We start from the raw sequence: 23,844 nt of genomic DNA on the forward strand, positions 1-23,844 counted from the left end.
GCTCGCGGGCGAGCCGCCGCCGCGCGTCGGCCACCTCGCCGAGGCGCCGCGCCAGGGCGGGCTCGGCCAGTGCCACCTCCCGCGCGACCTCGGCGGGCACCAGCACGGCCCGCGTCTCCTCCAGCGCCCGCGCCGTGAACGGCTCGGCCTGCCGGGCGAGGCACGCCTCGCCCGTGTACCCGCCGCGCTCGACGGGGGCCTCGACCGCCCGCGCGTCCGGGTCGGACGACGTGACGAGCTGCAGGCGCCCGCCCAGCACGAAGCACAGCCCGCGCGACCTCTCGCCCGCGCGGTGCACCACCTCGCCGGTGCCGTAGACGACCACCCGCGCACGGTCGTGGGCCGCGGCCGCGACGTCGTCCGGGACGCCGAACAGCTCCCCCACCTCGGCCAGCGCGGCCTTCGACGCGTCGTCCCCCGCGACCGCCCCCGGCGCCCCGCCGTCGAGCGAGAGCCCCGCCCGCCGCGCCGCGTACCAGAGCCAGAGACGGAACTGCGAGGCCGCCTCGCCGGCGTCGACGACGCTGCGCAGCGGCAGCGTGGTGGTGAACGCGTGCGGCCCGGTGAGCGCCACCGACGGCCGGGCGCCGGGGCGCAGCAGCGGCAGGTCGCGGGCCACGTCGAGCAGCACGCGCACCACCGCGGCGGGCGCGTCGTCCACCCCGAACGAGGCCTCCACCGTCGTGTCGTGGCGCCCCACCGGCTGGCTGCGGTTGACGAAGCTCGCGCCGCCGAGCGACGAGTTGGGGATGATGTGCACCCCCGAGCCCGTCTGGATGTGCACGGACCGCCAGTTCACCTCGACCACCCGGCCCGACGTCCCGTCCGCGGTGAGGTGGTCGCCGATCGCGAACGGCTGCTCGAAGAGCAGGAGCAGCCCGGACACGACCGACCCGATCGCGCCCTGCAGGGCGAAGCCGAGCACGATGCCGGTGACGCCGAGCGCGGCGAACATGCCGCCGACGTCCGCGCCCCACACCCACGACAGGACGACGGCGATGCCGACCACGACGAGGACGAGTCGCGCGAGCTCCACGAAGATCGACGGGATCCGCGCCCGCCAGGAGCCCTCGCGCGCGCGGGCGAACATCATCGCGTTCAGCGCGGACAGCACGAACACCAGCAGGGTCACCGCCGCGACGGTCGCGAGCACCTGCGCCCACACGTTCTCGGGCGGCACCTCGGCCGCGAACCGCACCAGCACGAACAGGCCGAACGCGGGCACGACGACGGTCCGCAGGAAGGCCACCGGGCCCAGGAGCGCGCTGCCGCGGCGGCGCAGCAGGTCCTGCACCTGGGTGAGCCCGAACAGCAGGACCGGGACGCCGACCACCACCACGACGACCCAGGTGAACCACGGCTCGGCCAGCAGCGACGTCATGGCCGGTCCTCCAGCCGCCACACCGGGTGCTCGCCGTCCGGCCCCCGGATCGTGCCCGCCTCGACGAGGTCGAACTGGCCGCGGACCGTGTCGTAGACGAGGTCGGTGACGTAGATGCCGGGCTCCGGCTCCTGCGCGTGCATGCGGTAGGCGAGGTCGACGGCGTCGCCCCACAGGTCGTACATGACGCTCGCGCGGCCGACGATGCCGCTCGTCACCGTGCCCACGTTCACCCCCGCGCGCAGCGCGAGGTTCGCGTCGTGCCGGGCGTTGAAGCCCGCGACCGCCCCCTGCAGCTCCTGGGCGAACTCGACGACCCGGCGCGTGTGGTCCACCCGGGGCACCACGAGGCCGCAGCTCGCGAGGAACCCGTTGCGCAGGGAGCGCACCTTCTCGACGCCGGTCCGCTCGGCCGCCTCGTCGAACGACCGCACCAGCTCGTTGAGGTGGTCCAGCGACTGCCGCGAGTCCATGCCGGCGGTGAACTCCTCGAAGCCCACGAGGTCGGCGAACACCACGGACACGTCCTGGTAGTCCTGCGCGATCGTCTCCTCGCCGCCCTTGACCTGCTCCGCGACGTCGGGCGGCATGAGGCTCAGCAGGATGCGGTCCTTCTCGCGCTGCTCGGCGTCCAGCAGCTCCTGCTTGGTGCGCAGGCTGCGGCTCATCTCGTTGAACGCCTCCGACAGGTCGCCCACCTCGTCGTTGGTGCGCACCCGCACCTGCGCGTCGAGGTCCCCGCCGGACACTGCCCGCACGCCCGTGACGAGCGACCGGACCGGCCGCACGAACACCTGGGCCAGCGCGAGCGACGCGATCGCCGCGAGCAGCAGCATGCCGGCGATGGCGAGCACGAGCTGGCGCTGGAAGTCGCTCACGGGCGCGAAGACCTCGGACGGGTCGACGGCGGCGGCGATCACCCAGTTCAGGCCGGGCACGTCCACGGGCGCGTACGCGACGATGACGTCCTTGTTGCGGTACCCGGTGGTGCGCACGATGCCGGTGTCGCCGTCGAGCGCCGCCTCGATCGCCGTCGAGCCCACCGCCTGTCGGAGTATCGGGTTCTCGAGGCGCACGACGGTCTCGGCCACGTCGCGCGGCATCCCGGCGGCGACGACGCGCTGCAGGTACTCCTCCGGGTCCTCCACGAGGAGGCGGGACGTCGAGCGCATCAGGCCGTCCGGCCCCACCAGGTACGTCTCCCCGGTCTCGCCGAACCCCGCCTGGCGCCACTGCGCGTCGCTCGTCATCACCTGGTTCAGGCGGTCGGTCGACGCCTGGATGGCCAGCACGCCCAGGGTGCGACCGTCGTCCTGGATCGGGGACATCGCGAACTGGGTGGGCGCCTCCGCCAGCGGCTGGTACGGCTCGAAGTCGGCGATCCCGACGAAGTCCTCGCCGTTCGACGTGACGGCCTCGCGGAACGTCGACTCGAGCGACCCGCCCGCGTACGGGCCCGACAGCACGTTGGTGCCGAGGTCCACCCCCTTGTACGCCGAGTACACGACGTTGCCGTTGGCGTCGATGAGCAGCAGGTCCTCGAAGTCGTTCTGCGTGACGATCTCGCGCAGCGTGTCGTGGAACCGCGCGTGCGCCTCGGACCAGGCGCTGCCGTCCCCCGCGTCGTCGACGGCGAGGGCGGCGTCGTAGTCGAGCCCGGGGTCCACGTAGTGCGCCTGGAGGTACCAGGCCGCGGGCGTCGTGGGCAGGAACGACTCGACGGTGAACTCCTGGCCCGTGTTGTCCGCGAGCTCCGGCAGCAGCACGTCGGAGTACGCCGAGGTGACCTGCTCGCGCTGGGCGTCGGAGACCTGCGCGTCCCGCAGCTAGCGCCAGCCGGCCTCGAAGGCCGCCATCGACCGCTCGGCCGTGCGCGAGTTGAGCACGACGGCGCGCTGCAGCCCCGTGAAGTACGAGGCGACCTCGCGCGCGCGGCTCTCGCGGATCTGCGTCACCTGCTGCTCGGAGGCGCGCTCCAGCGCGGCGCTGCCCGACCGGTAGCCGATCCAGCCCACGACCAGGGCCGTGACCAGCGCGATGCCGAGCAGCATCACGAGCAGCTTGTCTGGATCTCGACGCGCAACCGGCGACGACGGCGCGGCGCGGCGCCGGCCGGCGCGGCGTCGGGCGCCTGCCGGGCGGGCGGCGAGACGCCGTCGTCGTCGGGCGCGACGGGTCGGACGGTCTGAGTGCTCACGGACTTCCCCCCCGGTGCCCGAGTCGACCGATGTGACAGTGCTGCGGTCACGCCAGTCTGCGATGCCCGGGGCGATCGTGCGCGTCGAAACGGTACGAGGACCGCCCCGGGTCCTCGCGCTACAGCCCGGCGAGCGCGACCAGGGTCACCAGGACCACCACGAGGGCGATGCCCGACGCCGCCACGACGTGCACCGCGGGGCGGCGGCGCAACACCGCGACGAACTCGCGCAGGTACGCGCTGGGGAAGAAGTAGCCCGCGGTCGGGGCGCCCACCGCGTGCACGTCGAGGCCGAGGTCCATCGCCTCCATGGCGGCGCGCGGCGCGTGGTAGTTGTTCGTCGCGACGAGGTACGGCCCTTCGGTGCCATGCGCCCGCAGGACGGCGACGCCGAGGGTGAGGTTCTCGCGGGTGGTGCGCGCCCGGTCCTCGACCAGCACGCGGTCGGCCGGCACGCCGTGCTCGACCAGCCACTCCCCCATCGCGACGCCCTCCGGCCGGTCCTCGTCCGCGCCCTGGCCGCCGGACGGGACGACCGGCACCGGGACGCCGCCGGACCCCAGACGCTGCGCGGCGTCCCGCCCCACGGCGAGGCGCGCCGCGAGCAGGGGCGGCACCCGGCCGCCCACCACCTTGGAGCCCAGCACGATGACGCCGTGCGCGGGCACCCGGGCCGCGTACCGGCGGTACAGGAGCGTCTGGGTCACGAAGCCGAGGAACACGAACCCGAGCCAGGCCGTGCCCAGCAGCAGGCCCGCGACGAGGCCCCACGCCCAGGACGCCTCCAGCACCAGCGGCGCCGCGACGACGAAGGGCGCGGCCAGCATGGCCAGGCCCACCAGCAGGGACAGCAGGTTGCCGAGGCTGCGGCGCTCGCGGCGCACCATCGTGAGCCCGTTGGCGACGAGCACCACGGGCAGTGCCATCAGGCCCAGGCCGAGGACGCCGAACAGGACGAACGTGACCCAGCCCATGGCGGTCGTGCCGCCGGGGACCAGCGCCACGAGCTGCCCCAGCACGCCCACCCCCGTGTAGACGACGGCGAGGGCGAGGAACCCGTTGCGCAGCCGGCGGCGGTCCACCCGCAGCGAGTGCGCCAGCCAGGTCGCCCAGAGGCCGCAGATCACCGCCGAGCCGACGACGGACCAGACGGTGGCATTGACCTCGGCACTCACGCCCGCAGGATAGGTGGGCGCGCGGCGATAAAACCTGGGTGCGCGTGGCGCGTCGTGGTCGGATGCGGGGATGACCTCACGCATCTCGCACACGACGTTCGACTGCCGCGACGCCTACGCCCAGTCCGAGTGGTGGAAGCAGGTGCTCGGCTACGTCGACGTGCCGGGCGACCCCAACCTGCCCGGCCACGAGGAGTGCATGATCGTGCCGCCCGCCGGGCACGACGCGCCCGCCGAGAGCCACGGGCGCCTGCTGTTCATCGAGGTGCCCGAGCCCAAGACCGTGAAGAACCGGGGGCACCTCGACCTGCGCCCCACGGACCGGACGCAGGCCGAGGAGGTCGAGCGCCTGCTCGGTCTCGGCGCCACGCAGGTGGCCGACCTCCGCCGCCCGGACGGCCTGGGCGGCTGGGTGGTGCTCGCCGACCCGGAGGGCAACGAGTTCTGCATCCTGCTCAGCGACTCCGAGCACGCGACTCTGCTGGCGGCGCGGGAGGCGTGACCCGCGGGCGCGGCGTCGCCGCGCGGGCCGCGAAGACGGCCACGACGAGCAGCACGACGACGGCGAGCATCGCGAGGCGCAGCCCCAGGTGCTCCCCGAGGAAGCCGAGCAGCGGCGGGCCCACGAGGAACGCGAGGTAGCCGCTCGTGGCGACGGCGCTGACCCGCCCGGCGCCGCGCTCCGGGTCGTCGCCCGCCGCCGAGATCGCCACGGGGAACCCGAGCGACGCGCCCAGGCCCCACAGCGCGACCGCGACGCCCGCCACGACCGGGCTCGGTGCGAACACCACGGCGAGGATGCCGGCGATGGCGCACAGCGCGCTGACGGACAGCACCGCGGCGCGGCCGAACCGCTCGACCACCGGTCCGCCGCTGAACCGGCCCACCGTCATCGCCGCGGCGAAGCCGGCGTAGACCAACGAGCCGTGCGTGGCCGACATGCCGTGGCCGTCGACCATGAGCAGGGGCAGCCAGTCGTTCGCGGCGCCCTCGGCGAACGCCATCGCGAGCACGACGACGCCGATGAGCACCAGGCGCCCGTCCCGCCACACGCTGGGCCGGCGCTCGCGCGGGGCGCCGGCCTCGCGCGCCTCGCGGGCCTCCTCGCGGCCGGTGGCCGCCGGGATACCCGGCGTCGCCCAGGCCACGAGCGCGGCCATGACGGCCGCCATCGCGAGCAGGTGCCACACGACGGGGAAGTCGAGCGCCGTGAGTGCGATGCCCACCAGGGCCCCGACGACGGTGCCCAGGCTGAAGCTGCCGTGCAGCGCGGGCAGCACCGGGCGCCCCGACTCGACCTCGAGGGCCGCGCCCTCGATGTTGAGGCCGATCTCGCCGAGCCCGCCGCCCAGCCCGACGAGCAGCAGGCCCGCGAACGCCCCCGCCGCGAGGCCCGCGGACGCGGCCAGGCCGATGATCGCGACGCCCGCCACCACCAGCAGGGAGCCGACCAGGATCACCGGGCGTGCGCCCCGGCGGCGCACGATCGGGCCCGCCGACAGCACGCCCGTCATCGAGCCGACGGACAGCCCGAAGAGAACCAGCCCCATCCCCGCGGTCGACGCGCCGAGCGCGTCCCGGACGTCGGGCGTGCGGGTGATCCACGACGACATGCCGAGCCCCACGAGCAGCGTCAGCGAGAACAGCGACAGGCGACGGCGGAGCTGGTCGGGCACGCGGTCGATCGTATCCACGATTCTCGTATCGATTCGACCGCGGTCGGGCGGGGCCGGCCGCGCCGGACGGTCACGCACCCGTCTGCTCCGCGATGCTGCGCACCACGCGGGCGGGGTTGCCCACCGCGACCACGTTCGCGGGGACGTCGCGCGTGACGACCGAGCCGGCGCCGATCACGGAGTTGTCGCCGATCGTGACGCCGGGGCACACGACGACCCCGCCGCCCAGCCACACGTTGTCGCCAAGGGTGATGGGCTTCGCGGCCTCGAGCTTGTCGCGCCGCGGGGTGGGCTCCACGGGGTGGGTCGGGGTGAGGAGCTGCACGTTCGGGCCGATCTGGCAGTCCGCACCGATGACGATCGGCGCCACGTCCAGCGCGGTGAGGTGGTAGTTGACGAACGTGCGCGGCCCCACGTGCAGGTTCTCGCCGTAGTCGACGAACAGCGGCGGCCGGATCGCGGCGCCCTCGCCCAGGGAGCCGAGCAGCTCCTCGAGCACCGGGCGCGCGCCCGCCGGGTCGTGGGGCGCGGTGCGCGCGTACTCGTCCTGGAGCCGCGCGGCCCGCAGGGCGCGGCGCTCGATCTCCGGGTCGTCCGCGATGTACAGGTCGCCCGCGAGCATCCGCTCGTGGTTCGTGCGCGGGTCGCCGGCGAAGTGGTCCGTGGTCATGGCGACGAGGGTATCGGGCTTGTGTACGACCGTACACATCGTCACCGTCAGGCCCGCGCGCGGGTGAGGTTGCGGCGTCCGCGCGCGCGGGGCGCACCCGCCGCCTACTTTTCCCGCAGGGGCGTCCGCCCCGGTGGTTCGAGAGGTGAGGACGGGCATGGGCGGCATCGACGCAACGGGCGGCATCGACGACGGCGGCACGCCGGGACCCGCCGCGCCCTGGCAGGACTTCTGGGAGCGCGGCGGCGTCGGGCGCGCGGTGCTCGCAGCCGCCGTGTACCTGGCGCTGTACCTCGGCGGAAGCCTGGTGGTGGGCGCGTGGTTCGCGCACGCGGTGGACCCGGACGACCTCTTCGCCACTCCCGCCGGAGTCTTCGTCGCCCTCGCGCTGCCGCTGCTCGTCGGCGCCGTCGTGCTCGTCGTCTTCGTCGCGTCGCTACGGTGGTTCCCGGTGATTTTCGGGCCGCAGCCCGCGGGCCGGGGCTGGATGTGGGTGGCTCCCGCGCTCGTCCTGGCACCCGTGCTGCTGCGCGCCCTCGGCGTCGACTACGGCGCGTACGCGGCCGGCGTCGTCGCGACCACGCTGTTCGCCGGGCTGCTCGTCGGGTTCGTCGAGGAGGTGCTGTGCCGTGGCGTCGTCGTGGGCCTGCTGCGCCGGGGCGGGTCGTCGGAGTGGGTCGTGATGATCGTGTCGTCCGTGATCTTCGCGTTCCTGCACTCCTCGAACGCGCTGTCCGGGATGGCTCCCGCCACGGTCGCCCTCACCGTCGTGTTCACCTTCGGGTTCGGCGTCGCGATGTACCTGACCCTGCGCGTCACCGGGAACCTGGTGTGGCCGATCCTGCTGCACGGGCTCTTCGACCCGATGATGTTCCTCGCCACCGGTGGGATCGACGAGACGTCGACCGTGGCGCCGACGAGCCCCCTGCTCGCCCTGGCCGGCCCGACGAACCTCCTCTTCATCGCGCTCGGGCTGATCACCCTGTTCCTCGCCCGCGCCGTGAACGTGCGGCCGACCGGCCGCGACACGCCCCGGCCGGCGGCCGCCTGACGCCCTTCCCTCCGCTAGGTTCGCCGGCATGTCCCCCACGGTCGTGCTGGTCCACGGCGCCTTCGCCAACTCGTTCTCGTTCGCGCCGCTGCAGGCGGAGCTCGCCCTGCGCGGCCTCCGTTCGCTCGCCGTCGACCTGCCCGGCCACGGTTTCGCGGCGACGTACCCGCTCGAGTACCAGGCGCCGCAGGACCTCCCCGGGCTCGCGACGGCGCCGGGCGCGATCAAGGGCGTGACCCTCGCGGACAACGCCGCGCACGTGATCGCCGTGCTCGAGCGCGCGAAGGAGCACGGGCCCGTGGTCCTCGTCGGCCACAGCCGCGGCGGCGTCACCGTGACCGCGGTCGCGAACGCCCGCCCCGACCTCGTCGACCGCCTCGTGTACGTGTCCGCCTGGGCGCCGGTGGACCTCGACGTGGGCGACTACTACGCCGAGCCGGAGATGGCGACGTTCGACGCGACGGCGGTCGCCGGCGCCGCGGCGGCGAACCCGGCCGACGTCGGCCTGCTGCGGTGCAACTTCCGCACCGCCGACCCGGACGTGCTCGCGGGCCTCAAGGCCGCGTTCCTCGCCGACGGCACCGACGACGAGTTCCGCGCCTTCCTCAACACCTTCCAGCCCGACGAGAACCTCGACGCGGGCACCCCCGACGACCGGGCGCAGGCCGCGACCTGGGGCACGCTGCCCCGCGCCTACGTGCGGCTGAGCGAGGACGCCAGCATGCCGCTCGCGATGCAGGACCGGCTGATCCGCGAAGGTGACGCGCTGACCCCCGGCAACCCGTACGTCGTGCGGACGCTGGCATCGAGCCACCTCAGCTGGTTGGTGCGCCCCGCTCCGGCCGCCGACGTGCTCGCGGAGCTCGCGGCTCGCTGAGCGGCGGGTGCCGCACCAGCACCACGACGATCGCCACCATGATCACCGCGGTGAGGGTGACGGGCACCGGGATCACCGGGTCCAGCAGGACCAGCACGGCGCCCGCCGGGAGCGCCAGGTTGACGACGCGGTCTGCGTGGTCGCGGATCGCGATCCACCAGATGCCCAGGACGAAGAGGGCGATGGGCACCGTGACGGTGAACGACGCCCCCACGTCGGACAGCGCGGTGTGCCCGGTGAGCGCGTCGATCTCCACCTCGATGCCCGCGGAGAACGCGCCCGCGGCGGCGAAGACGAAGTAGTGCACGTAGCCGTAGCGCAGCGACCGGCTCAGCCTTCCGTCGAGGGCGTGGTGGTGCGGCGGCCAGAAGTAGACCCACCACAGCGCGGCGGTCACGACGACGGTCAGCACGGCGACGGAGATCAGCGACCCGAGGTCCTGCTCGTCGTGCAGTGCCTCGATGATCGCGTTCGACGACGCGAGCAGGCTCTCGCCGAGCAGGATCAGCGTGAACAGGCCGTACCGCTCGGTGACGTGGTGCGGGTGCCACGGGGTGCGCCCGCGGCTCTCGGCCACCACCGGGACGGCCAGCTCGGCCGCGGCGAGCACCATCCACACGATCCCCTGCGCCCCGGGAGGCACCGCGAGGAACGCCAGCCAGCAGACCTGGACGACGGCGATCCCCGCGGCATAGGCGCGCGTGGCGCCGCGGGTGGGCCCGGACGTGCCCGACGCGCGCAGCCACTGCGCGATCATCGCCACCCGCATCAGGACGTAGCCGGCGACGACGACGGTGAAGTCGCCGTCGACGAACACCCCCTCGATCCCCGCGGCCAGCACGAGCACGCCGGACATCTGCACGATCGTCAGCACCCGGTAGAGCCAGTCGTCGGTGTCGAACGACGTGGCGAACCAGGTGAAGTTCATCCACGCCCACCAGATCGCGAAGAACACCATCCCGTAGGACGCCAGGCCGCTCCCGACGTGCCCCTCCGTGAGCGCATGGTGCAGCTGCACCGACGCGACGCTCACCGCGACCACGAACACCAGGTCGAAGAACAGCTCCAGCGGGCTCGCGGTGCGGCCGGGCTCCTGCGGGTCGCGGGCGGTCATGCGCACCAGGCGCGACCGCGGGGGCGTGTCGGGCATGCTCACGCGAGTCATCGTGCACCCGGCGCGGGCTCGCGGCGAGGCGTCCTGGTGCGGCGCCGGGCCGCGGCTACGCTGCCGGGGATGTTCTCGGACCGCAGACGCCGGCGCGCCGCGCGACGGATCAGGCCCGGGGACGGGCACGCCCTGCAGCGCTTCCGGTGGTGGCAGCCCCTGTCGCGCGCTCTCTTCCACCTGGACCTCGTGGGCGACGGCGGAGCCCCCGAGCGGTGGTCGGTCGACGTGCGGCTCTGGGGGGACTCCGACGACGGCGACGTGCGGGCGCGGCTCTACCGCGACGGCGTGCACGTCGCGACGTCGAGGCTCCCGGCAGAGTTCCCCGTCACCGGCGGCGCCGTCCAGGTGGACACCAGCAGCTACGGGCTGCGCCGCTGCCACTACGTGACCCCGGACGGCCGCGAGCGCCAGCTCGAGCCCGATCCCGCCTCGGCCGAGGGCCGGCGGGCCCGCCTGGAGCGCGACCGCCCGGGCCTGAGCCACGGGATCGGCGTCGTCTCGTGGGTCGTGCTCGCGGTCGCGCTGGTGCTCGGCGTGCCGCAGATCGTCGAGCAGATCTCCCAGATCCCGCCGGTCGCCGAGCGGTTCGGCACGTTCACCTCGCCGGTCCGGCTGCCCGCAGCCCTCAACGTCGGGCTCGTGGTGGCCGCCGCCCTGGCCAGCACCGAGCGCGCGCTGCGCCTGCGCTACCACTGGCTGCTCGACGGCGGGCTGTTCGAGGGCGAGGAGTAGCGGCCCGCGAGGAGGTTCTGCGAAGGCGCTGCGAAGCGATCGATATCTATTGACTTTCGATAGGTGAGCGCGCCACCCTCGTCCGCATGTCCCGTACCCAGCGCCTCGTCGGTCCGCTCCGCGGCCTGCTCGTCGTCGTCTTCGCCGCCCTCGTCGTCACCCAGGCCGCCGTGCTGCCCGCCGCGTTCGCGCGGATGGCGGACGAGCAGCCCGACCTCGCTCCCCTGCGCTGGCCGCTCCTCGTGCTCGCCGTCGTCGGCCTGCTCTGCGTCGAGGTGGTCATCGTGTGCACCTGGCGGCTGCTGACGATGGTGCGCGACGACCGGATCTTCTCCGACCACGCGATGGTCTGGGTCAACGGCATCGTGGCCGCCGTCGCCGGCGCGTGGCTGCTCGTGCTCGTCGCGTTCGCGCTGCTCGTCGCCGCCGAGGGGCTCGCCGGGCTGGCCGCGCTGCTCCTCGGGGTGCTGCTCGTGGGGGCGGCCGTGGGCCTGCTCATGGTGGTGCTGCGCGCGCTGCTGCGGCAGGCCACGGACCTGCGCACCGACCTCGACGGGGTGATCTGATGCCGATCGTCGTCCGCCTCGACGTGGAGCTCGCCCGGCGCAAGATGAGCGTCGGGGAGTTCGCCGAGCGCGTAGGGCTCACGCCCGCCAACGTCGCCGTGCTCAAGAACGGGCGCGCGAAGGCCGTCCGCTTCGCCACGCTCGAGGCCATGTGCCGCGTGCTCGGCTGCCAGCCGGGCGACCTGCTGGAGTGGGTCGACGACGCTGTCGACGGGGGTGCGCACGATGCGGGCTGACGTGCTCGTCGTCGGGGCGGGGCTGGCCGGGCTGTGGACGGCGACCGAGCTCGCGCGCAGCGGTCACGACGTCGTCCTCGCCGACCGGCGCACCCGCCTCGACACCACCGTGCGGACCACGGGCATCTTCGTGCGCCGCACGCTGGAGGACTTCGACCTGCCGCCCGAGCACCTGGGGCCGCCGGTCCGCCGGATGGTGCTGTACCCGCCGTCGCACCGGGACCCGGTCACCCTCGACAGCCGGCACGACGAGTTCCGCGTGGGCGACATGGCCGCGCTGTACCTGGAGCTGGCCGCCCGCGCCAGGGCCGCGGGCGTGCGGCTCGAGCTCGGCACCCGGTACCTCGGCACGCACGGCGACGTGCACCTGCTGCACGGCCCCGGCGGCCCGGTCGAGGCGCGCGCGACGTTCGTCGTCGGGGCCGACGGCGCCCGGTCCGCCGTCGCGCGCGAGCTGGGCCTCGACCGCAACCGGGAGCTGCTGGTCGGGGCGGAGGAGGTCTTCGCCGTGCCGCGACGATCCGGCGTCGTGCCCGCCTTCCACTGCGTGCTCGACCCGCGCCTCGCGCCCGGCTACCTCGCCTGGGTGCTCGACGACGGGCAGCACGCGCACGTGGGCGTCGCCGGTTATCCCGACCGGTACCCGCACGGCCTGCGCGACGCGCTGCGGCGCTTCGCCGCCGCGGCGCCCGGCCTCGCGGGCGTGCCCGTGCCGGACGCCGTCGAGCGCCGCGCCGGCCCCATCCCCGTCGGCGGGCTGCTGCGCCGCATCGCGGGGCCCCGCGGCCTGCTCGTGGGCGACGCCGCGGGCGCCGTCTCGCCCCTCACGGCGGGCGGGCTCGACCCGTGCCTGCGCCTGTCCGCGCACGCGGCCGACGTCCTCGACCGCGCCCTGCGCACCGGCGACCGGCGCGAGCTCGCGCGGTACGACGGCGCCGCGCTGCGCGCCCGGTTCCGCGGCCGGCTCACCATGCGCCGGGGCCTGTCGCTGGTGCGCACCCCCGGCGTCGCCGCCGCCGGGGTGGCCGCGGTGCGCACGCCGCCGGGCCGGGCGGCGGCCCGGCGCATCCTGTTCGGGCACGGGTCGTTCCCGGACCCGCTCCCCCTGCCCGGCGAGGGCAGGCGGAACGTCCTCGCCACGCCGGAGCGCGCGGGGCTAGGTTGAGCCTGTGCCGCCGCTGGACTCGCTCCTCGCCTTCGCCCTCGCCTCGGTCGTGCTGATCGCGATCCCGGGTCCGAGCGTGCTGTTCGTGGTCGGGCGGTCGCTGTCGCTCGGTCGCCGGGGCGGCCTGTTGAGCGTGGTCGGCAACGAGCTGGGGTCGCTGGTGCCGATCACCGCGGTGGCGCTGGGCGTCGGCTCGGTCGTGGCGCAGTCGGTCGCGCTGTTCACGGTGGTCAAGCTGCTGGGGGCCGCCTACCTCGGGTACCTGGGGATCCAGGCGATCCGCCACCGGCGCGAGGGCACGGACGTCGCGGTCGCCCCCCGGGCGCGCCCCGCGTCGCCGGGGACCACGCTGCGGCAGGGATTCGTCGTCGGCGCGACCAACCCCAAGACGATCGTGTTCTTCGTCGCCGCGCTGCCCCAGTTCGTCGACTTCAACGCCGGGGCCGTGCCGCTGCAGATGCTCGTGCTCGGTCTGGTGTTCACGCTCATCGCGCTGGTGCTCGACGGCACCTGGGCGGTCCTCGCCGGCACGGCGCGCGCGTGGTTCGCGCGGTCGCCGCGCCGGCTGTCCGCCGTCCGCGCCACCGGCGGCGGGATGATGCTCGGCCTCGCCGGCACGCTGGTGCTGACACCGGCGAAGGCCTGACCGTCAGACGGTGAGCAGCACCTTGGTGGCGCGCCGCTCGTCCATGGCGCGGTAGCCCTCCGCCGCCTGGTCGAGGGGCAGGGTGAGGTCGAAGACCTGGCCCGGGTCGATCTTCCGGTCCCAGACGAGCTGGATCAGCTCGGGCAGGAAGCGGCGCACGGGCGCCGGCCCGCCGTGCAGGTGGATCTCGGAGAAGAACAGCTCCTCACCCGGGATCGTCACGTCGTGGGAGACGCCGACGAACCCGACGTGCCCGCCCGGGCGGGTGGCGCGCATGGCCTGCGTCATCGCCTCCTGCGTGCCGACGGCCTCGATCACCGAGTGCGCGCCGAGGCCGCCCGTCAGCTCCTTGATGCGCGCCACGCCGTCGTCCCCGCGCTCTTCGACGATGTCCGTGGCGCCGAACTGCCGGGCAAGGGCCTGCCGGTCGGCGTGGCGCGACATCGCGATGATGCGCTCCGCGCCGAGCTCCTTGGCGGCGAGCACGCCCATGAGGCCGACGGCGCCGTCGCCCACCACCGCGACGGTCTTGCCGGGCCCGGCCTCGGCGGCCACGGCGGCGAACCACCCGGTGCCGAGCACGTCGGAGACCGCGAGGAGCGACGGGATCAGGTCGGGGTCGGGGGTGCCGGGCGTCGCGACGAGCGTGCCGTCGGCCAAGGGGATGCGCGCGAGCTCCGCCTGGGTGCCGATGGTGCCGTGCACGAACTGCGCGTGGACGCACTTCGACTGGTAGCCGGCCCGGCAGATCTCGCAGGTGTTGTCGGAGATGACGAAGGACCCGACGACGAAGTCGCCGACCTTGACGTTCCGGACCGCGTCGCCGACCTCCTCGACGACGCCGACGTACTCGTGGCCCATGGGCAGGTGGTCCGCGGGCTCGAGGCCCCGGTAGGGCCACAGGTCGGACCCGCAGATGCAGGTTGCGGCGAGGCGGACGATCGCGTCCGTCGGCTCGACGATGGTCGGGTTCTCCCGCTCGGCGACCGTGACGGTGCCGGCGGCTTCCAGGACGACTCCACGCATGATGATGCTCCGTTCGTTGCGGTGGTCGGTGCGAGGTTCAGGAGTGGACGGGGTCCGCGTCGAGGTCGACACGGAGGACGGTGGGCGCGGCGGCACGGGAGCGCCCGGCCAGCACGAGGAAGGCGACGGCGGCGAGCGCGACGGCCACGACGGTGACGAGGCCCAGGGGCAGGATCGTCGCGGCGCCGGCGAGCCCGACCAGCGGGGCGGCCACGCCGCCGAAGCCGAAGCGGACCATGCCGAGCAGGGACGACGCCGTGCCCGCGAGCCGCGGGTAGCCGACGAGGGCGAGCGTCGTCGCGGGCGGGGAGGTCGTGGCCACGCCGCTCGCCAGCGCCAGCAGCGACACGATCACGACCCCCAGCGGCGTCGTCGTCAGCCCGGACACGAGCAGCCCGACGGCCCCGAGCCCCGCGAGACCGGTGCCGATCGCGAGGGTGCCGGGCACGCTCCAGCGCTCGGCGGCACGGCCCGCGAGGAACCCGCAGACCATGAAGCCGGCGGAGTTGAGCCCGAACGCCAGCGCGTACCCCTGCGGGGACAGGCCGTAGATGCCCTGCAGCACGAACGTCGCGCCCGACAGGTACGCGAACAGCGCCGCGTACATGAACCCCTGGTGCAGGATCGCGCCGACGAAGACCCGGTCGGACAGCAGGACGCGGAAGTCCCGACCCGTCTGGGCGAAGCCGCCGACGGTGCGACGGTCGGCGGGCAGCGTCTCGGGGAACGCGACGAGCGCCACGACGAGGATCGTCGCGCCCGCGGCGGCGAGGACGACGAAGAGGCCGCGCCAGTCGGTGACGGTGTTCAGCTGCCCGCCCAGCAGGGGCCCGACGATCGCGGCGAGCCCGCCCACCACGGTCAGGCGGCCGTAGAAGCGGATCAGGGCGCCGCCGTCGTAGACGTCGCGGCCCGCGGCCTGCGCGATGACGATGCCCACGCCGCCCGCGAGGCCCTGCACGAAGCGGGCGCCGATCAGCAGCTCGACGGTGGGGCTGACCGCGCACAGCGTCGACGTCGCGACGTACGCGACGACGCCGACCAGCAGGACGCCGCGCCGCCCGAACCGGTCGGACAGCGGGCCGGCGACCAGCTGCCCGACGGCGAGCCCCACGAGGCAGGCCGTGACGGTGAGCTGGGCGACCGACGTCGCCGCCCCGAGGTCCGCCGTCAGGGCGGGCAGCGCCGGCAGGTACAGGTCCATCGAGATCGGGCCGAAGACCGTGAGCAGGAGCAGCAGCGCGGGCAGCACCCGGGCGAACCGGTGCGGCGCGGGCGCGACCGTGGCGGGCAGGGCAGGAGCGGGCATGTCACCCAGCGTCCGTCCCGTGGCCTCGCCGCGGGAGTCCCTGACGAACCGTGTACCGCCAGTACACCCCTCACGGCCGCCGTCGGGCCGCGACCGTGCCTAGCCTGGCCGCATGGACCACAGGAGCGACACCCGGGCCGAGGTGCGCGAGTTCCTCATGTCGCGACGCGCCAAGGTCACCCCCGACGAGGCCGGCCTGCCCGGGGGCTCGAACCGCCGGGTGCCCGGCCTACGGCGCAGCGAGGTCGCGATGCTGGCCGGCGTGAGCGTCGAGTACTACGCGAAGCTCGAGCGGGGCGCGATCGCCGGCGCCTCCGCCTCGGTGCTCGACGCCGTCTCCCGCGCCCTGCGGCTGGACGACGCCGAGCGCGCGCACCTCCTCGACCTCGCGCGGGCGGCCGACGGCATCCCGACGTCGGGGCGCTCGCGCGGCCGCGCCACCCGGCCCGCGGAGCCACGCCCGAGCCTGCAGTGGGCGCTGGAGGCGATCACCGACGCCGTCGCGTTCGTCCGCGACCCGCGCCAGAACCTGCTCGCGACCAACGCACTGGGCCGCGCGTTCTACGCCCCCGTCATCGGCGACGGCGGGCGCACGCCCAACCTGGCCCGCTTCCAGTTCCTGGACCCGGCGGCCCGGGACTTCTACCCCGACTGGGATCTCTTCGCGCAGATGTGCGTGGGCGTGATGCGCGCGGAGGCCGGCCGCAACCCCCACGACAAGGCCTTCCAGGACCTGGTGGGCGAGCTGTCCACCCGCAGCGAGACCTTCCGCACGCTCTGGGCCGCGCACGACGTCCGCATCCACGGCACGGGCACCAAGCGCTTCCGCCACCCCGTCGTGGGCGAGCTGACCCTCGCCTTCGAGGAGCTCGCCATCACCGCCGAGCCCGGCCAGGTGCTGCTCGTGTACACCGCGGAGCCCGGCTCGCCGTCGGCCGAGCGCCTGCGCCTGCTGGCGTCCTGGGGCGCCGAGGTCGCGGCGGGGTGACCGCCGTCCTGGCAGGATGGCCGTCTCTCCACGAAGGACGGACCCCCCCGAGGACGGACATGGCCTACTTCCGCCGCACCGGCGCGACGACGTTCCAGCCCACCGAGCATGTCGGGGGCGCCTGGAAGACCGACGAGCAGCACGTGGCGCCCACGCTCGGGCTGCTCACCCACCTGGTGGAGGCGGACCGGGAGAAGCGGGGCCGCGACGACCTGGCCGCGACGCGTCTGACGTTCGACATCTGGGGCCCGTACCGCCTCGAGGAGATGGCCGCCGACGTGCGCGTGCTGAGGCCCGGGCGCGGCGTCGAGCTCGTCGAGGCGTCCGTGGCCTGCGGCGGGCGCACGGTGGTGACGCTGCGTGCCTGGCTCACCGGCGTCGGCGACACGACCCCGCTCGCCGGGGGTGCGCCCGCCCAGCTGCCCGGGCCCGACGCGACCCCGGCCTGGGACCCCGCGACGGACTGGCCGGGCGGGTTCGTCGAGTCGATCGAGGTGCGCCGCGCCCTCGCGGAGCCGGGCCGCGGGCACGTCTGGGTCCGCACGGGCCACGAGCTCGTCGAGGACGAGGACGTGAGCGGCCTCGCCCGCACCGTCGGGCTGTTCGACCTCGCGAACGGGATGACGGTGCGCGCCGACCCGCGCCGCGTCGCCTTCCCCAACGTCGACCTCTCGGCGCACCTGCACCGCGCGCCCGAGGGCGGGTGGCTGGGCCTCGACACGACCGTCGTCTTCGGCGCGACCGGCGCCGGCCTCACGTCCAGCGTGCTGCACGACGAGCGCGGCCCGTTCGGCGCGCTCGCGCAGGGGCTCGTGGTCCGCGCCTTCGACGCGCCGTGACCACGGACGGGTCGTCCGGCGTGGGACGACGTCGGCAACAGGTGTCCGCGGATCGTCAGGCCGGGGCGTCCTCGCGTGCGTCGTCGACCTTGCGGCGCACGAGCTCGACGATGCGCCCGAGGTTGACGGTCCAGCCCACGCCGAATACGTGCGGGCTCAGCAGGTGCTCGCCCTCCGGGTCCCAGACCCGCTCCTTGAACCGCTCGACCGTGGGGACGCGGAACTCGTAGGGGACGAACCCGGCGACGGTGCCGTGCCAGGTGCGGTCCTCCTTGTCCTTCTGCAGCTCCTTGGTGACGGCCGCGACGACCAGGCCGACCATGATCAGCTGGAACAGCCCCGGCCCCCGCTTCCGGCCGCGCCCCGGCTTCCCGTGCTGCATCTCCTGCTTCGTGCCCATCTCGGCCTCCGCTCGTCGCGTGTCGGTGCCCCCCACCCATCGTGCACCAGGCGGGCGCCGCACGGTCGCCCAGGTCAGCGCGGGGGCCGGGTGAGAAGGACGGCGACGGCCGCCACGACGCACACCGCGGCGGTGGTGAGCAGCCCCACGGAGAAGGAGGTGCCCGCGGCGATGAAGCCGACGACGAGCGACCCGAGCCCCGTGCCGGCGTCGAACCCGATGTTCCACACGGCGCTGGCGGTGCTGTGCTGCCGGGCGGGCACGGCCGCGAACGCGGCGACGAGGGTGAGGTTCTGCAGGCAGCCGTAGGAGACTCCGACCATCGTCATCCCCAGCACGAGGAGCGCGGGTCGGGGGCCGCCGTCGGCGATCGCCCAGGCGCAGACCGCCAGCCCGGCGGCGCAGAAGGCGAGCAGCGGCGCGAGGAAGACGCGTGGCCCGAACCGGTCGGCGAGGCCGCCCACGCCCCACCGGGACAGCGCCGTCGCAGCCGTGAAGCCGAGCAGCCCTGCCACCGCCGCGCCCGCTCCCCCGGCGAACTGCGGCGCGAACGTCAGCAGGGCGCCGCCCGGCGTCGTCACCGCCAGGAGCACGAGAGACGGCATGACCAGCGCGAGCAGGACGCGGCCGCGACCGGGCCCCTGGTCGTCGACGGCACGACCGGTCGGGGCGACGTCGTCGCCCGTCTCGGCGTCGAGGGCGTCGAGCCGCCGCCCGAGCAGCGCGGCGAAGGGCGCCGCGAGCACGGGCAGCGCGCCGAGCGCGAAGACCACGCCGAAGTCGAGAGACTCCGCGATCCACGCGGCGCTCGGGACCAGCACCAGCTGCGGGAAGGCGATCGACAGCCCGTACAGCCCGATGGCACGGCCGTGCCGCGGGCCGTCCACGAGGGCGGCCACGGCGCTCGACCCGCACACCGTGAGCACGGCGAACCCCATGCCGCGCACGGCCGAGAGCCCGAGCAGCCACCCGAGCTGGTCCGTGGCCATGAACAGCAGCGACGGCGCGCCGAGCAGCACCACGCCCACCGTCATCGTGAGCCGCCAGCCCACCTTCCGCAGCAGCCACGGCACGGTGGTCTGCGTGAGGACGGTGGCGAGCATGAGCACCGCGTTGACGAGGCCGGCGCCGCCCTCGCTCGCGCCGCCACGCACCGCCCACAGCGGCGCCGCCGGCAGCAGCAGCGCGTACCCCGAGAAGCCCAGCGCCGACATCGCGAGCAGCGGCCGGAACCCCGGCACGCGCGCGACGGACGACGAGGGCTGAGGAGCAGGACGACGCATCGGGCGAACCTATCGCGCGGGCCACGCCTCGCCCCCCGGGCGATCAGCCCCCGACCAGCGCCTCCCCCAGCGGCGTGCGCTCGTGCAGCACGCGCGGGCCGTCGCGGCTCGAGTCGACCAGCCGGGCGGCGCGGAGCAGGGCGAGGTGGTGCGACGCCGTCGACACGGCGAGCCCGCCGGCCGCGGCGACCTCGCTCGTGGACAGCGGCCCGCGCAGCGCGAGCAGCACGCCCGCCCGCCCCGCCCCGAGCAGGTCCGCGAGCGCCCCGGACGTGTCGGGCGCGTCGTCGGCCCAGCGCTCGGAGATCCCGAGGGCCGGGTAGAACAGCGTGGGCTGTGCGGGCGGCTCGGTGACGACCGAGCAGCGGGGCGCCATCACCGACGGCACCAGCACCAGGCCGCTGCCCGCGCAGTCGAGCACCTCGCCGTGCAGCCGCAGACGCACGTGCACGGCGTCGGGGGCCCAGGTCACGGCCTCGTGCAGGGTGTCGACCATCGTGCCCAGGCCGTGCGTCGTGACCCGGCGGGAGCGCGCGCCGATGTCGGCACGCAGGATCCGCTCGAGCTGCGGCCACGACGGCGCGAGCACCGCGTCCCACACCTGCCGCCACGCGTCGACGGCGAGGCCGCGGGCGTGCGCCGGGTCGTCGGCGAGCGCCTGCAGGAGCCGCCGGTCCGCGCCGTCGGTGCGGTCGACGCGCTTGAGCAGGTCGACCCGCAGGGGCCCGAGGTCGGCCTCCCGCAGGCGCTCGAGCTCCTCGTCCGGCCCGAGGTCCCAGCCGGGGGTGGAGGTGAGGAAGTCCGGCAGGTACCCGTCCGCGCCGACCAGCAGGGTCAGCAGCCCGAGCGCGCGGGCCGGCGCGCGCCCCCGCGCCGCACGGAGCCACCCCCACTGCAGCGGGTGGTACGCCGGCTGGGCGAGCACCCGGACGGCGTGCGCCAACTCGTGGCCGGGCGAGACGCCGAACCGGATCGCCGAGACGTCGTCGGGGGCGAGGCGGAACTCCACGGTGCGGTCACCGCCGGTACGAGGCACGACGTCACCGTAGCCGCGGAGCTCCGCCCGGCCTCACTCCAGCAGGGCGTTGACCCGCTCGTTCACCTCCGTGAGCGTGGAGACGTCGCGGTCGCCGATGTAGATCTCGTCCATCATCGGCGTCATGAGGGCGTCGATCGCCCCGAACTCCTCGGTCACGGGGAAGAAGAGGGTCTGCTTCTTCCCCACCATGTCCGTGAAGACGGAGGCGTCCAGGCCCCGGTCCTGGAAGGCCTCGACCGCCGCCTCCGTGCCCGCGGGCCGGGCGGGGAGGACCACCCCGGCCTCGCCCACGATGCGCTGGCAGTCGTCGGAGCCGAGGAACTCCACCCACCGGGCCGCCTCCTCGGGGTCCGGGGACTGGGCGCTGATCGAGTCGGCGAGGCCGTTGTACATCGACACCGGGTGCCCGACGGGCCCGCTGGGCGGGGGCGCGATGCCCAGGTCCACGCCCTCCAGGTTGGCGTAGGTGCCGAGCATCCAGGACCCGTTCGCGGAGATCGCGGCGCGGCCCGAGCCGAGGGCCTGCTGCGGGTTCGGCTCGGTGCCGACCTCCTCGTACGGGGCCATGTAGCCCTTGTCGACGAGACCGAACAGCCACTCGAGCGACTTCTGCACCCGCGGGTCGTCGAAGTGGTACTCGGTGCCCCACACGTCCTTGTCGGTGAACGTCCAGCCGGTCGCGCCCGCCAGCCAGGACCACGTCGTCTGACCGGACATGCCGCCGGAGCCGTTCGACGCCAGACCGTAGACGGCGACGTTCTCCGGGTCGAAGCCCTTCTCGTCGCCGCGGACCCCGTTCTCGTCCACGGTGAGGTGTGCGATCACCTTCTCGAAGGTGCCCCCGTCCTCGGGGTTCCAGTCGAGGTCCGCGAGGTCCTCCGGGCTGAGCCCCGCCTCGGTGACGACGTTCCGGTCGTAGAACAGGGCCACCGTGTCGAAGTCCTTGGGCATGCCGTACTGGGCGCCGTCCTGGCCCACCCACAGGTCCGCCAGCCCCTCCTGGAACCCGCCGTAGTCGACGTCGGCCGTCGCCTCGAGGTCGTTCAGGTCCAGCAGCAGGCCCCGCTGCGCGAAGCCGGGGTACTGGGTGAGGTGGTCGGTGAACACGTCCGGCCCGGCGCCGGCCACGAACCCGGCGGTGAGCTTGCGCCAGTAGTCGTTCCAGCCGTACTGGCTGATCCGCACCTGCAGGTCCGGGTTCTGCCGCTCGAACTCGTCGGCGCAGCGCTGGTAGGCGGGCAGCTGGTTCGCGTCCCACAGCCAGTAGTCCAGGACGACGGAGTCGTCCGCCGCCGCGTCGCCGGGCCCGGCGCAGCCCGCCAGGGCGAGGGTGCCGGCGGCCACCGCCGCGGCGAGGGTCGCTGTCGTGCGACGTGCGTGGTGCACGGTCCGCCTCCTCACTTGATCCCGCTGAAGCCGATGGAGTTGACGATCCGCCTCGCGAAGACGACGAAGAGCAGGATCATCGGCAGCGCGGCCACGAGGGTCGCGGCCATCAGCCCCGCCCAGTCCGGCCCCGTCTGCGGCGTCTGCGCGTTGAAGTTCCCCAGTGCCACGGTGAGCACGCGCGACTCGTCGGTGTACGAGACCATCAACGGCCAGAAGTAGTCGTTCCACGACCCGATGTACGTGAGGATCGCGATGGTCGCGATCGGCCCCACGGACATCGGGATGATGATCGAGAAGAACACCCGGACCTTGCTGGCGCCGTCGATCAGCGCGGCCTCCTCGACCTCGGTGGAGACGTTCATGAAGAACTGCCGCAGGAAGAAGATCGCGAACGGCGTCATGAACAGCCCCGGCAGCATGATGCCGAGCAGCGTGTCGATCAGACCGAGCTCCCGGACCAGCACGAAGTTCGGCAGCAGGGTGAAGATCACCGGCACCATCAACGACAGCAGGAAGACGGCGAACACGGCGTTGCGCCACCGCCAGCGCAGCCGCGAGAACGCGTACGCGGCCATCGCGGAGAAGAACACCTGGCACGCCGTGACGACGGTGGCCACCACGACGGAGTTGCGCAGGTAGAGCCAGAAGTCGATGGAGGCCCCGGAGCCACCCTGGGCGATGGCCTCCTCCGTGGACTGCAGCCCGAAGACGCGCTCGAACCCGCCCCAGCTGAAGTCGACCGGCAGCAGGGACGTCGAGTTGGCGTACAGGGCCCCGTTGCTGGACAGCGCGGTGCGCAGCATCCAGTAGAAGGGGAACAGGGTGACGAGCAGGACGATGATCATCACCGCCCAGGCCAGCACGCGGCCGGCGGTGGCCCGGCGTCGACGGCGGTGTGGGGGCGCCGCGCGGTCGGTGTCGGGCGCGGGGACGGTCGTGGGTGCGGCAGGTGCCGTCGCGGTCTCGGTCATGGTCGCCGCCCTTCCTAGTTGAGGTCCGTCTGGCCGGCCCGCGTCATGCGGTACTGGAAGAAGGTGACGACCACCAGGATCAGCAGCATGGCCACGCTCAGCGCCGACGCGTAGCCGAAGTCGAACTGCCCGAACGCCTTGTCGTAGATGTAGAGCTGCAGCACGCGGCTGGCGTCCACGGGGCCGCCGTTCGTGGTGACCGCGACGGTGTCGAACACCTGGAACGAGCCGATCACCGAGATGATCAGCACCAGGCCGAGGATCGGGCGCAGCAGCGGCAGCGTGATGCCGAAGAACGTGCGCACCTCCGACGCGCCGTCGACCCGCGCCGCCTCGTAGGTGGTCGGCGGGATGGCCTGCAGGCCCGCGAAGATGAGCAGCGCCGTGTAGCCCATGTGGCGCCAGACGTTCACCATCGCGATGGTGGGGATGGCCCAGGCCTCGGAGGTGAAGAACCCGATGCGCTCCAGCCCCACCCACTCGAGGAGCTGGTTGCCGATCCCCAGCTGGAAGTCGAGGATCCACAGGAAGACCAGGGCCGCGACCACGTTCGAGACCAGGTACGGGGCGAGCACCAGCGAGCGCAGCAGCGTCGACCGGCTGAGCCGTTGCATCAGCACCGCGATCACCAGGGCGACGACGGTCTGCAGACCGATGTTGATGACGACGTAGAGCAGCGTGACCCGGACGGCGTTCCAGAACACCGGGTCGGCCACCATCTCGCGGTAGTTCTCGAGGCCCACGAACTCGGCCGGGCTGAGCAGGTCCCAGGACGTGAAGCTCAGCCAGATGCCGCGGACCAGCGGCCAGAAGTAGAAGACGACCAGGCCGATGCTGGCCGGCAGGATGAAGAGCAGGGCGAGCCGGGTGTCGTCCCGGCGGCCCGACCGTCCCCGTCGGGCGGTCGGTAGGGGTGGTGCGGGCGGTGCAGCCATCAGGTTCCTCCTTGCGTCGTTGCAAGCAGTGCTCGGACAGTGCGGTGCGGCCCCGCGGGGTCGAGGACGCCCGGCCGCGGGGGGGGGGGAGAAGCGCGCGGGGCGGCGCCCCAAAAACCCGCAAA

Annotated in this window: 26 protein-coding genes; 10 read left to right on the plus strand and 16 right to left on the minus strand. The window is 74.1% G+C overall.

Annotation, left to right across the window (positions count from 1 at the left end; all coding sequences use genetic code 11):
* The 5 genes from ACFUVW_RS08300 to ACFUVW_RS08320 form a co-directional block, all read right to left on the minus strand.
* Positions 1 to 1,381, minus strand: a 1,381-nt coding sequence (locus ACFUVW_RS08300; RefSeq protein ID WP_430570853.1) for a mechanosensitive ion channel domain-containing protein, incomplete at its 3' end; no start/stop codon positions are given.
* Positions 1,378 to 3,147, minus strand: a complete 1,770-nt coding sequence (locus tag ACFUVW_RS08305; protein WP_430570854.1) for an adenylate/guanylate cyclase domain-containing protein — start codon at positions 3,145 to 3,147, stop codon at positions 1,378 to 1,380. The genes ACFUVW_RS08305 and ACFUVW_RS08300, both read right to left, overlap by 4 nt.
* Before the next feature lie 60 nt (positions 3,148 to 3,207).
* Positions 3,208 to 3,432: a hypothetical protein gene (locus tag ACFUVW_RS08310; protein WP_430570855.1), complete on the minus strand. Its 225-nt coding sequence runs from the start codon at positions 3,430 to 3,432 to the stop codon at positions 3,208 to 3,210.
* Complete coding sequence (locus ACFUVW_RS08315; protein ID WP_430570856.1) at positions 3,432 to 3,578, minus strand: hypothetical protein; 147 nt, start codon at positions 3,576 to 3,578, stop codon at positions 3,432 to 3,434. The genes ACFUVW_RS08310 and ACFUVW_RS08315 overlap by 1 nt, the downstream gene beginning before the upstream one ends.
* A gap of 119 nt (positions 3,579 to 3,697) precedes the next feature.
* Positions 3,698 to 4,753 carry a YdcF family protein gene (locus ACFUVW_RS08320; protein ID WP_430570857.1) on the minus strand — a complete coding sequence of 352 codons (1,056 nt, stop codon included), beginning with the start codon at positions 4,751 to 4,753 and terminating at the stop codon, positions 3,698 to 3,700.
* A gap of 70 nt (positions 4,754 to 4,823) precedes the next feature.
* Here ACFUVW_RS08320 and ACFUVW_RS08325 point away from each other — a divergent pair, with 70 nt between their 5' ends.
* On the plus strand, positions 4,824 to 5,255 hold the full coding sequence (locus tag ACFUVW_RS08325; protein WP_430570858.1) for a VOC family protein: 432 nt from the start codon (positions 4,824 to 4,826) through the stop codon (positions 5,253 to 5,255).
* On the opposite strand, the gene ACFUVW_RS08330 is transcribed toward ACFUVW_RS08325, so the two are convergent.
* Positions 5,209 to 6,507, minus strand: coding sequence for an MFS transporter (locus tag ACFUVW_RS08330; protein ID WP_430570859.1), 1,299 nt, complete (start codon positions 6,505 to 6,507; stop codon positions 5,209 to 5,211). The genes ACFUVW_RS08325 and ACFUVW_RS08330 overlap by 47 nt on opposite strands.
* Positions 6,500 to 7,099: a sugar O-acetyltransferase gene (locus ACFUVW_RS08335; protein WP_430570860.1), complete on the minus strand. Its 600-nt coding sequence runs from the start codon at positions 7,097 to 7,099 to the stop codon at positions 6,500 to 6,502. Before ACFUVW_RS08335 ends, ACFUVW_RS08330 begins: the two co-directional genes overlap by 8 nt.
* Positions 7,100 to 7,256: 157 nt before the next feature.
* Between ACFUVW_RS08335 and ACFUVW_RS08340 the strand changes: the two genes are divergently transcribed.
* Both ACFUVW_RS08340 and ACFUVW_RS08345 read left to right on the plus strand, forming a co-directional pair.
* Positions 7,257 to 8,150, plus strand: a complete 894-nt coding sequence (locus tag ACFUVW_RS08340) for a CPBP family intramembrane glutamic endopeptidase (RefSeq protein WP_430570861.1) — start codon at positions 7,257 to 7,259, stop codon at positions 8,148 to 8,150.
* Between the two features lie 28 nt (positions 8,151 to 8,178).
* The gene (locus ACFUVW_RS08345; protein ID WP_430570862.1) at positions 8,179 to 9,027 is read left to right on the plus strand and encodes an alpha/beta fold hydrolase; all 849 of its coding nucleotides are present in this window, start codon (positions 8,179 to 8,181) and stop codon (positions 9,025 to 9,027) included.
* On the opposite strand, the gene ACFUVW_RS08350 is transcribed toward ACFUVW_RS08345, so the two are convergent.
* Positions 8,966 to 10,177 (minus strand): low temperature requirement protein A, encoded by a 1,212-nt coding sequence (locus tag ACFUVW_RS08350; RefSeq protein WP_430570878.1) that lies wholly within the window; start codon positions 10,175 to 10,177, stop codon positions 8,966 to 8,968. The genes ACFUVW_RS08345 and ACFUVW_RS08350 overlap by 62 nt on opposite strands.
* Positions 10,178 to 10,261: 84 nt before the next feature.
* Here ACFUVW_RS08350 and ACFUVW_RS08355 point away from each other — a divergent pair, with 84 nt between their 5' ends.
* The 5 genes from ACFUVW_RS08355 to ACFUVW_RS08375 all read left to right on the plus strand — a co-directional run bounded on the left by ACFUVW_RS08355 (position 10,262) and on the right by ACFUVW_RS08375 (position 13,540).
* The gene (locus ACFUVW_RS08355; protein WP_430570863.1) at positions 10,262 to 10,927 is read left to right on the plus strand and encodes a hypothetical protein; all 666 of its coding nucleotides are present in this window, start codon (positions 10,262 to 10,264) and stop codon (positions 10,925 to 10,927) included.
* A gap of 86 nt (positions 10,928 to 11,013) precedes the next feature.
* On the plus strand, positions 11,014 to 11,493 hold the full coding sequence (locus ACFUVW_RS08360; protein WP_430570864.1) for a DUF2975 domain-containing protein: 480 nt from the start codon (positions 11,014 to 11,016) through the stop codon (positions 11,491 to 11,493).
* Positions 11,493 to 11,729, plus strand: coding sequence for a helix-turn-helix domain-containing protein (locus tag ACFUVW_RS08365; protein ID WP_430570865.1), 237 nt, complete (start codon positions 11,493 to 11,495; stop codon positions 11,727 to 11,729). Before ACFUVW_RS08360 ends, ACFUVW_RS08365 begins: the two co-directional genes overlap by 1 nt.
* Positions 11,719 to 12,894, plus strand: a complete 1,176-nt coding sequence (locus ACFUVW_RS08370; protein ID WP_430570866.1) for an FAD-dependent oxidoreductase — start codon at positions 11,719 to 11,721, stop codon at positions 12,892 to 12,894. Before ACFUVW_RS08365 ends, ACFUVW_RS08370 begins: the two co-directional genes overlap by 11 nt.
* A gap of 4 nt (positions 12,895 to 12,898) precedes the next feature.
* Positions 12,899 to 13,540: a LysE family translocator gene (locus tag ACFUVW_RS08375; RefSeq protein WP_430570867.1), complete on the plus strand. Its 642-nt coding sequence runs from the start codon at positions 12,899 to 12,901 to the stop codon at positions 13,538 to 13,540.
* A gap of 3 nt (positions 13,541 to 13,543) precedes the next feature.
* Here the strand turns inward: ACFUVW_RS08375 and ACFUVW_RS08380 are convergent, their stop codons facing one another.
* Both ACFUVW_RS08380 and ACFUVW_RS08385 read right to left on the minus strand, forming a co-directional pair.
* Positions 13,544 to 14,566 (minus strand): zinc-dependent alcohol dehydrogenase family protein, encoded by a 1,023-nt coding sequence (locus tag ACFUVW_RS08380; RefSeq protein ID WP_430570868.1) that lies wholly within the window; start codon positions 14,564 to 14,566, stop codon positions 13,544 to 13,546.
* A 37-nt stretch (positions 14,567 to 14,603) separates the two neighbouring features.
* Complete coding sequence (locus ACFUVW_RS08385; protein WP_430570869.1) at positions 14,604 to 15,875, minus strand: multidrug effflux MFS transporter; 1,272 nt, start codon at positions 15,873 to 15,875, stop codon at positions 14,604 to 14,606.
* A gap of 112 nt (positions 15,876 to 15,987) precedes the next feature.
* On the opposite strand from ACFUVW_RS08385, the gene ACFUVW_RS08390 reads away from it, so the two are divergent.
* Positions 15,988 to 16,863 carry a helix-turn-helix domain-containing protein gene (locus tag ACFUVW_RS08390; protein ID WP_430570870.1) on the plus strand — a complete coding sequence of 292 codons (876 nt, stop codon included), beginning with the start codon at positions 15,988 to 15,990 and terminating at the stop codon, positions 16,861 to 16,863.
* Positions 16,864 to 16,922: 59 nt separating this feature from the next.
* Positions 16,923 to 17,702, plus strand: a complete 780-nt coding sequence (locus tag ACFUVW_RS08395; protein WP_430570871.1) for a thioesterase family protein — start codon at positions 16,923 to 16,925, stop codon at positions 17,700 to 17,702.
* A gap of 55 nt (positions 17,703 to 17,757) precedes the next feature.
* Here the strand turns inward: ACFUVW_RS08395 and ACFUVW_RS08400 are convergent, their stop codons facing one another.
* From ACFUVW_RS08400 to ACFUVW_RS08425, 6 genes are all read right to left on the minus strand, one after another.
* Positions 17,758 to 18,102: a DUF5808 domain-containing protein gene (locus ACFUVW_RS08400; protein ID WP_430570872.1), complete on the minus strand. Its 345-nt coding sequence runs from the start codon at positions 18,100 to 18,102 to the stop codon at positions 17,758 to 17,760.
* A gap of 74 nt (positions 18,103 to 18,176) precedes the next feature.
* Positions 18,177 to 19,385, minus strand: a complete 1,209-nt coding sequence (locus ACFUVW_RS08405) for an MFS transporter (protein ID WP_430570873.1) — start codon at positions 19,383 to 19,385, stop codon at positions 18,177 to 18,179.
* Positions 19,386 to 19,428: 43 nt separating this feature from the next.
* A complete protein-coding gene (locus ACFUVW_RS08410) occupies positions 19,429 to 20,421 on the minus strand; it encodes an ArsR/SmtB family transcription factor (protein WP_430570874.1) in 993 nt (330 codons plus the stop codon).
* A 33-nt stretch (positions 20,422 to 20,454) separates the two neighbouring features.
* Positions 20,455 to 21,810: an ABC transporter substrate-binding protein gene (locus ACFUVW_RS08415; protein WP_430570875.1), complete on the minus strand. Its 1,356-nt coding sequence runs from the start codon at positions 21,808 to 21,810 to the stop codon at positions 20,455 to 20,457.
* An 11-nt stretch (positions 21,811 to 21,821) separates the two neighbouring features.
* On the minus strand, positions 21,822 to 22,784 hold the full coding sequence (locus ACFUVW_RS08420) for a carbohydrate ABC transporter permease (RefSeq protein ID WP_430570876.1): 963 nt from the start codon (positions 22,782 to 22,784) through the stop codon (positions 21,822 to 21,824).
* A gap of 14 nt (positions 22,785 to 22,798) precedes the next feature.
* The gene (locus ACFUVW_RS08425) at positions 22,799 to 23,719 is read right to left on the minus strand and encodes a carbohydrate ABC transporter permease (RefSeq protein WP_430570877.1); all 921 of its coding nucleotides are present in this window, start codon (positions 23,717 to 23,719) and stop codon (positions 22,799 to 22,801) included.
* Between the last annotated feature and the right edge of the window lie 125 nt (positions 23,720 to 23,844).

It is taken from the genome of Isoptericola sp. NPDC057391 (genome assembly GCF_042668085.1).
In the GTDB taxonomy this organism is placed as follows: Bacteria; Actinomycetota; Actinomycetes; order Actinomycetales; family Cellulomonadaceae; genus Isoptericola.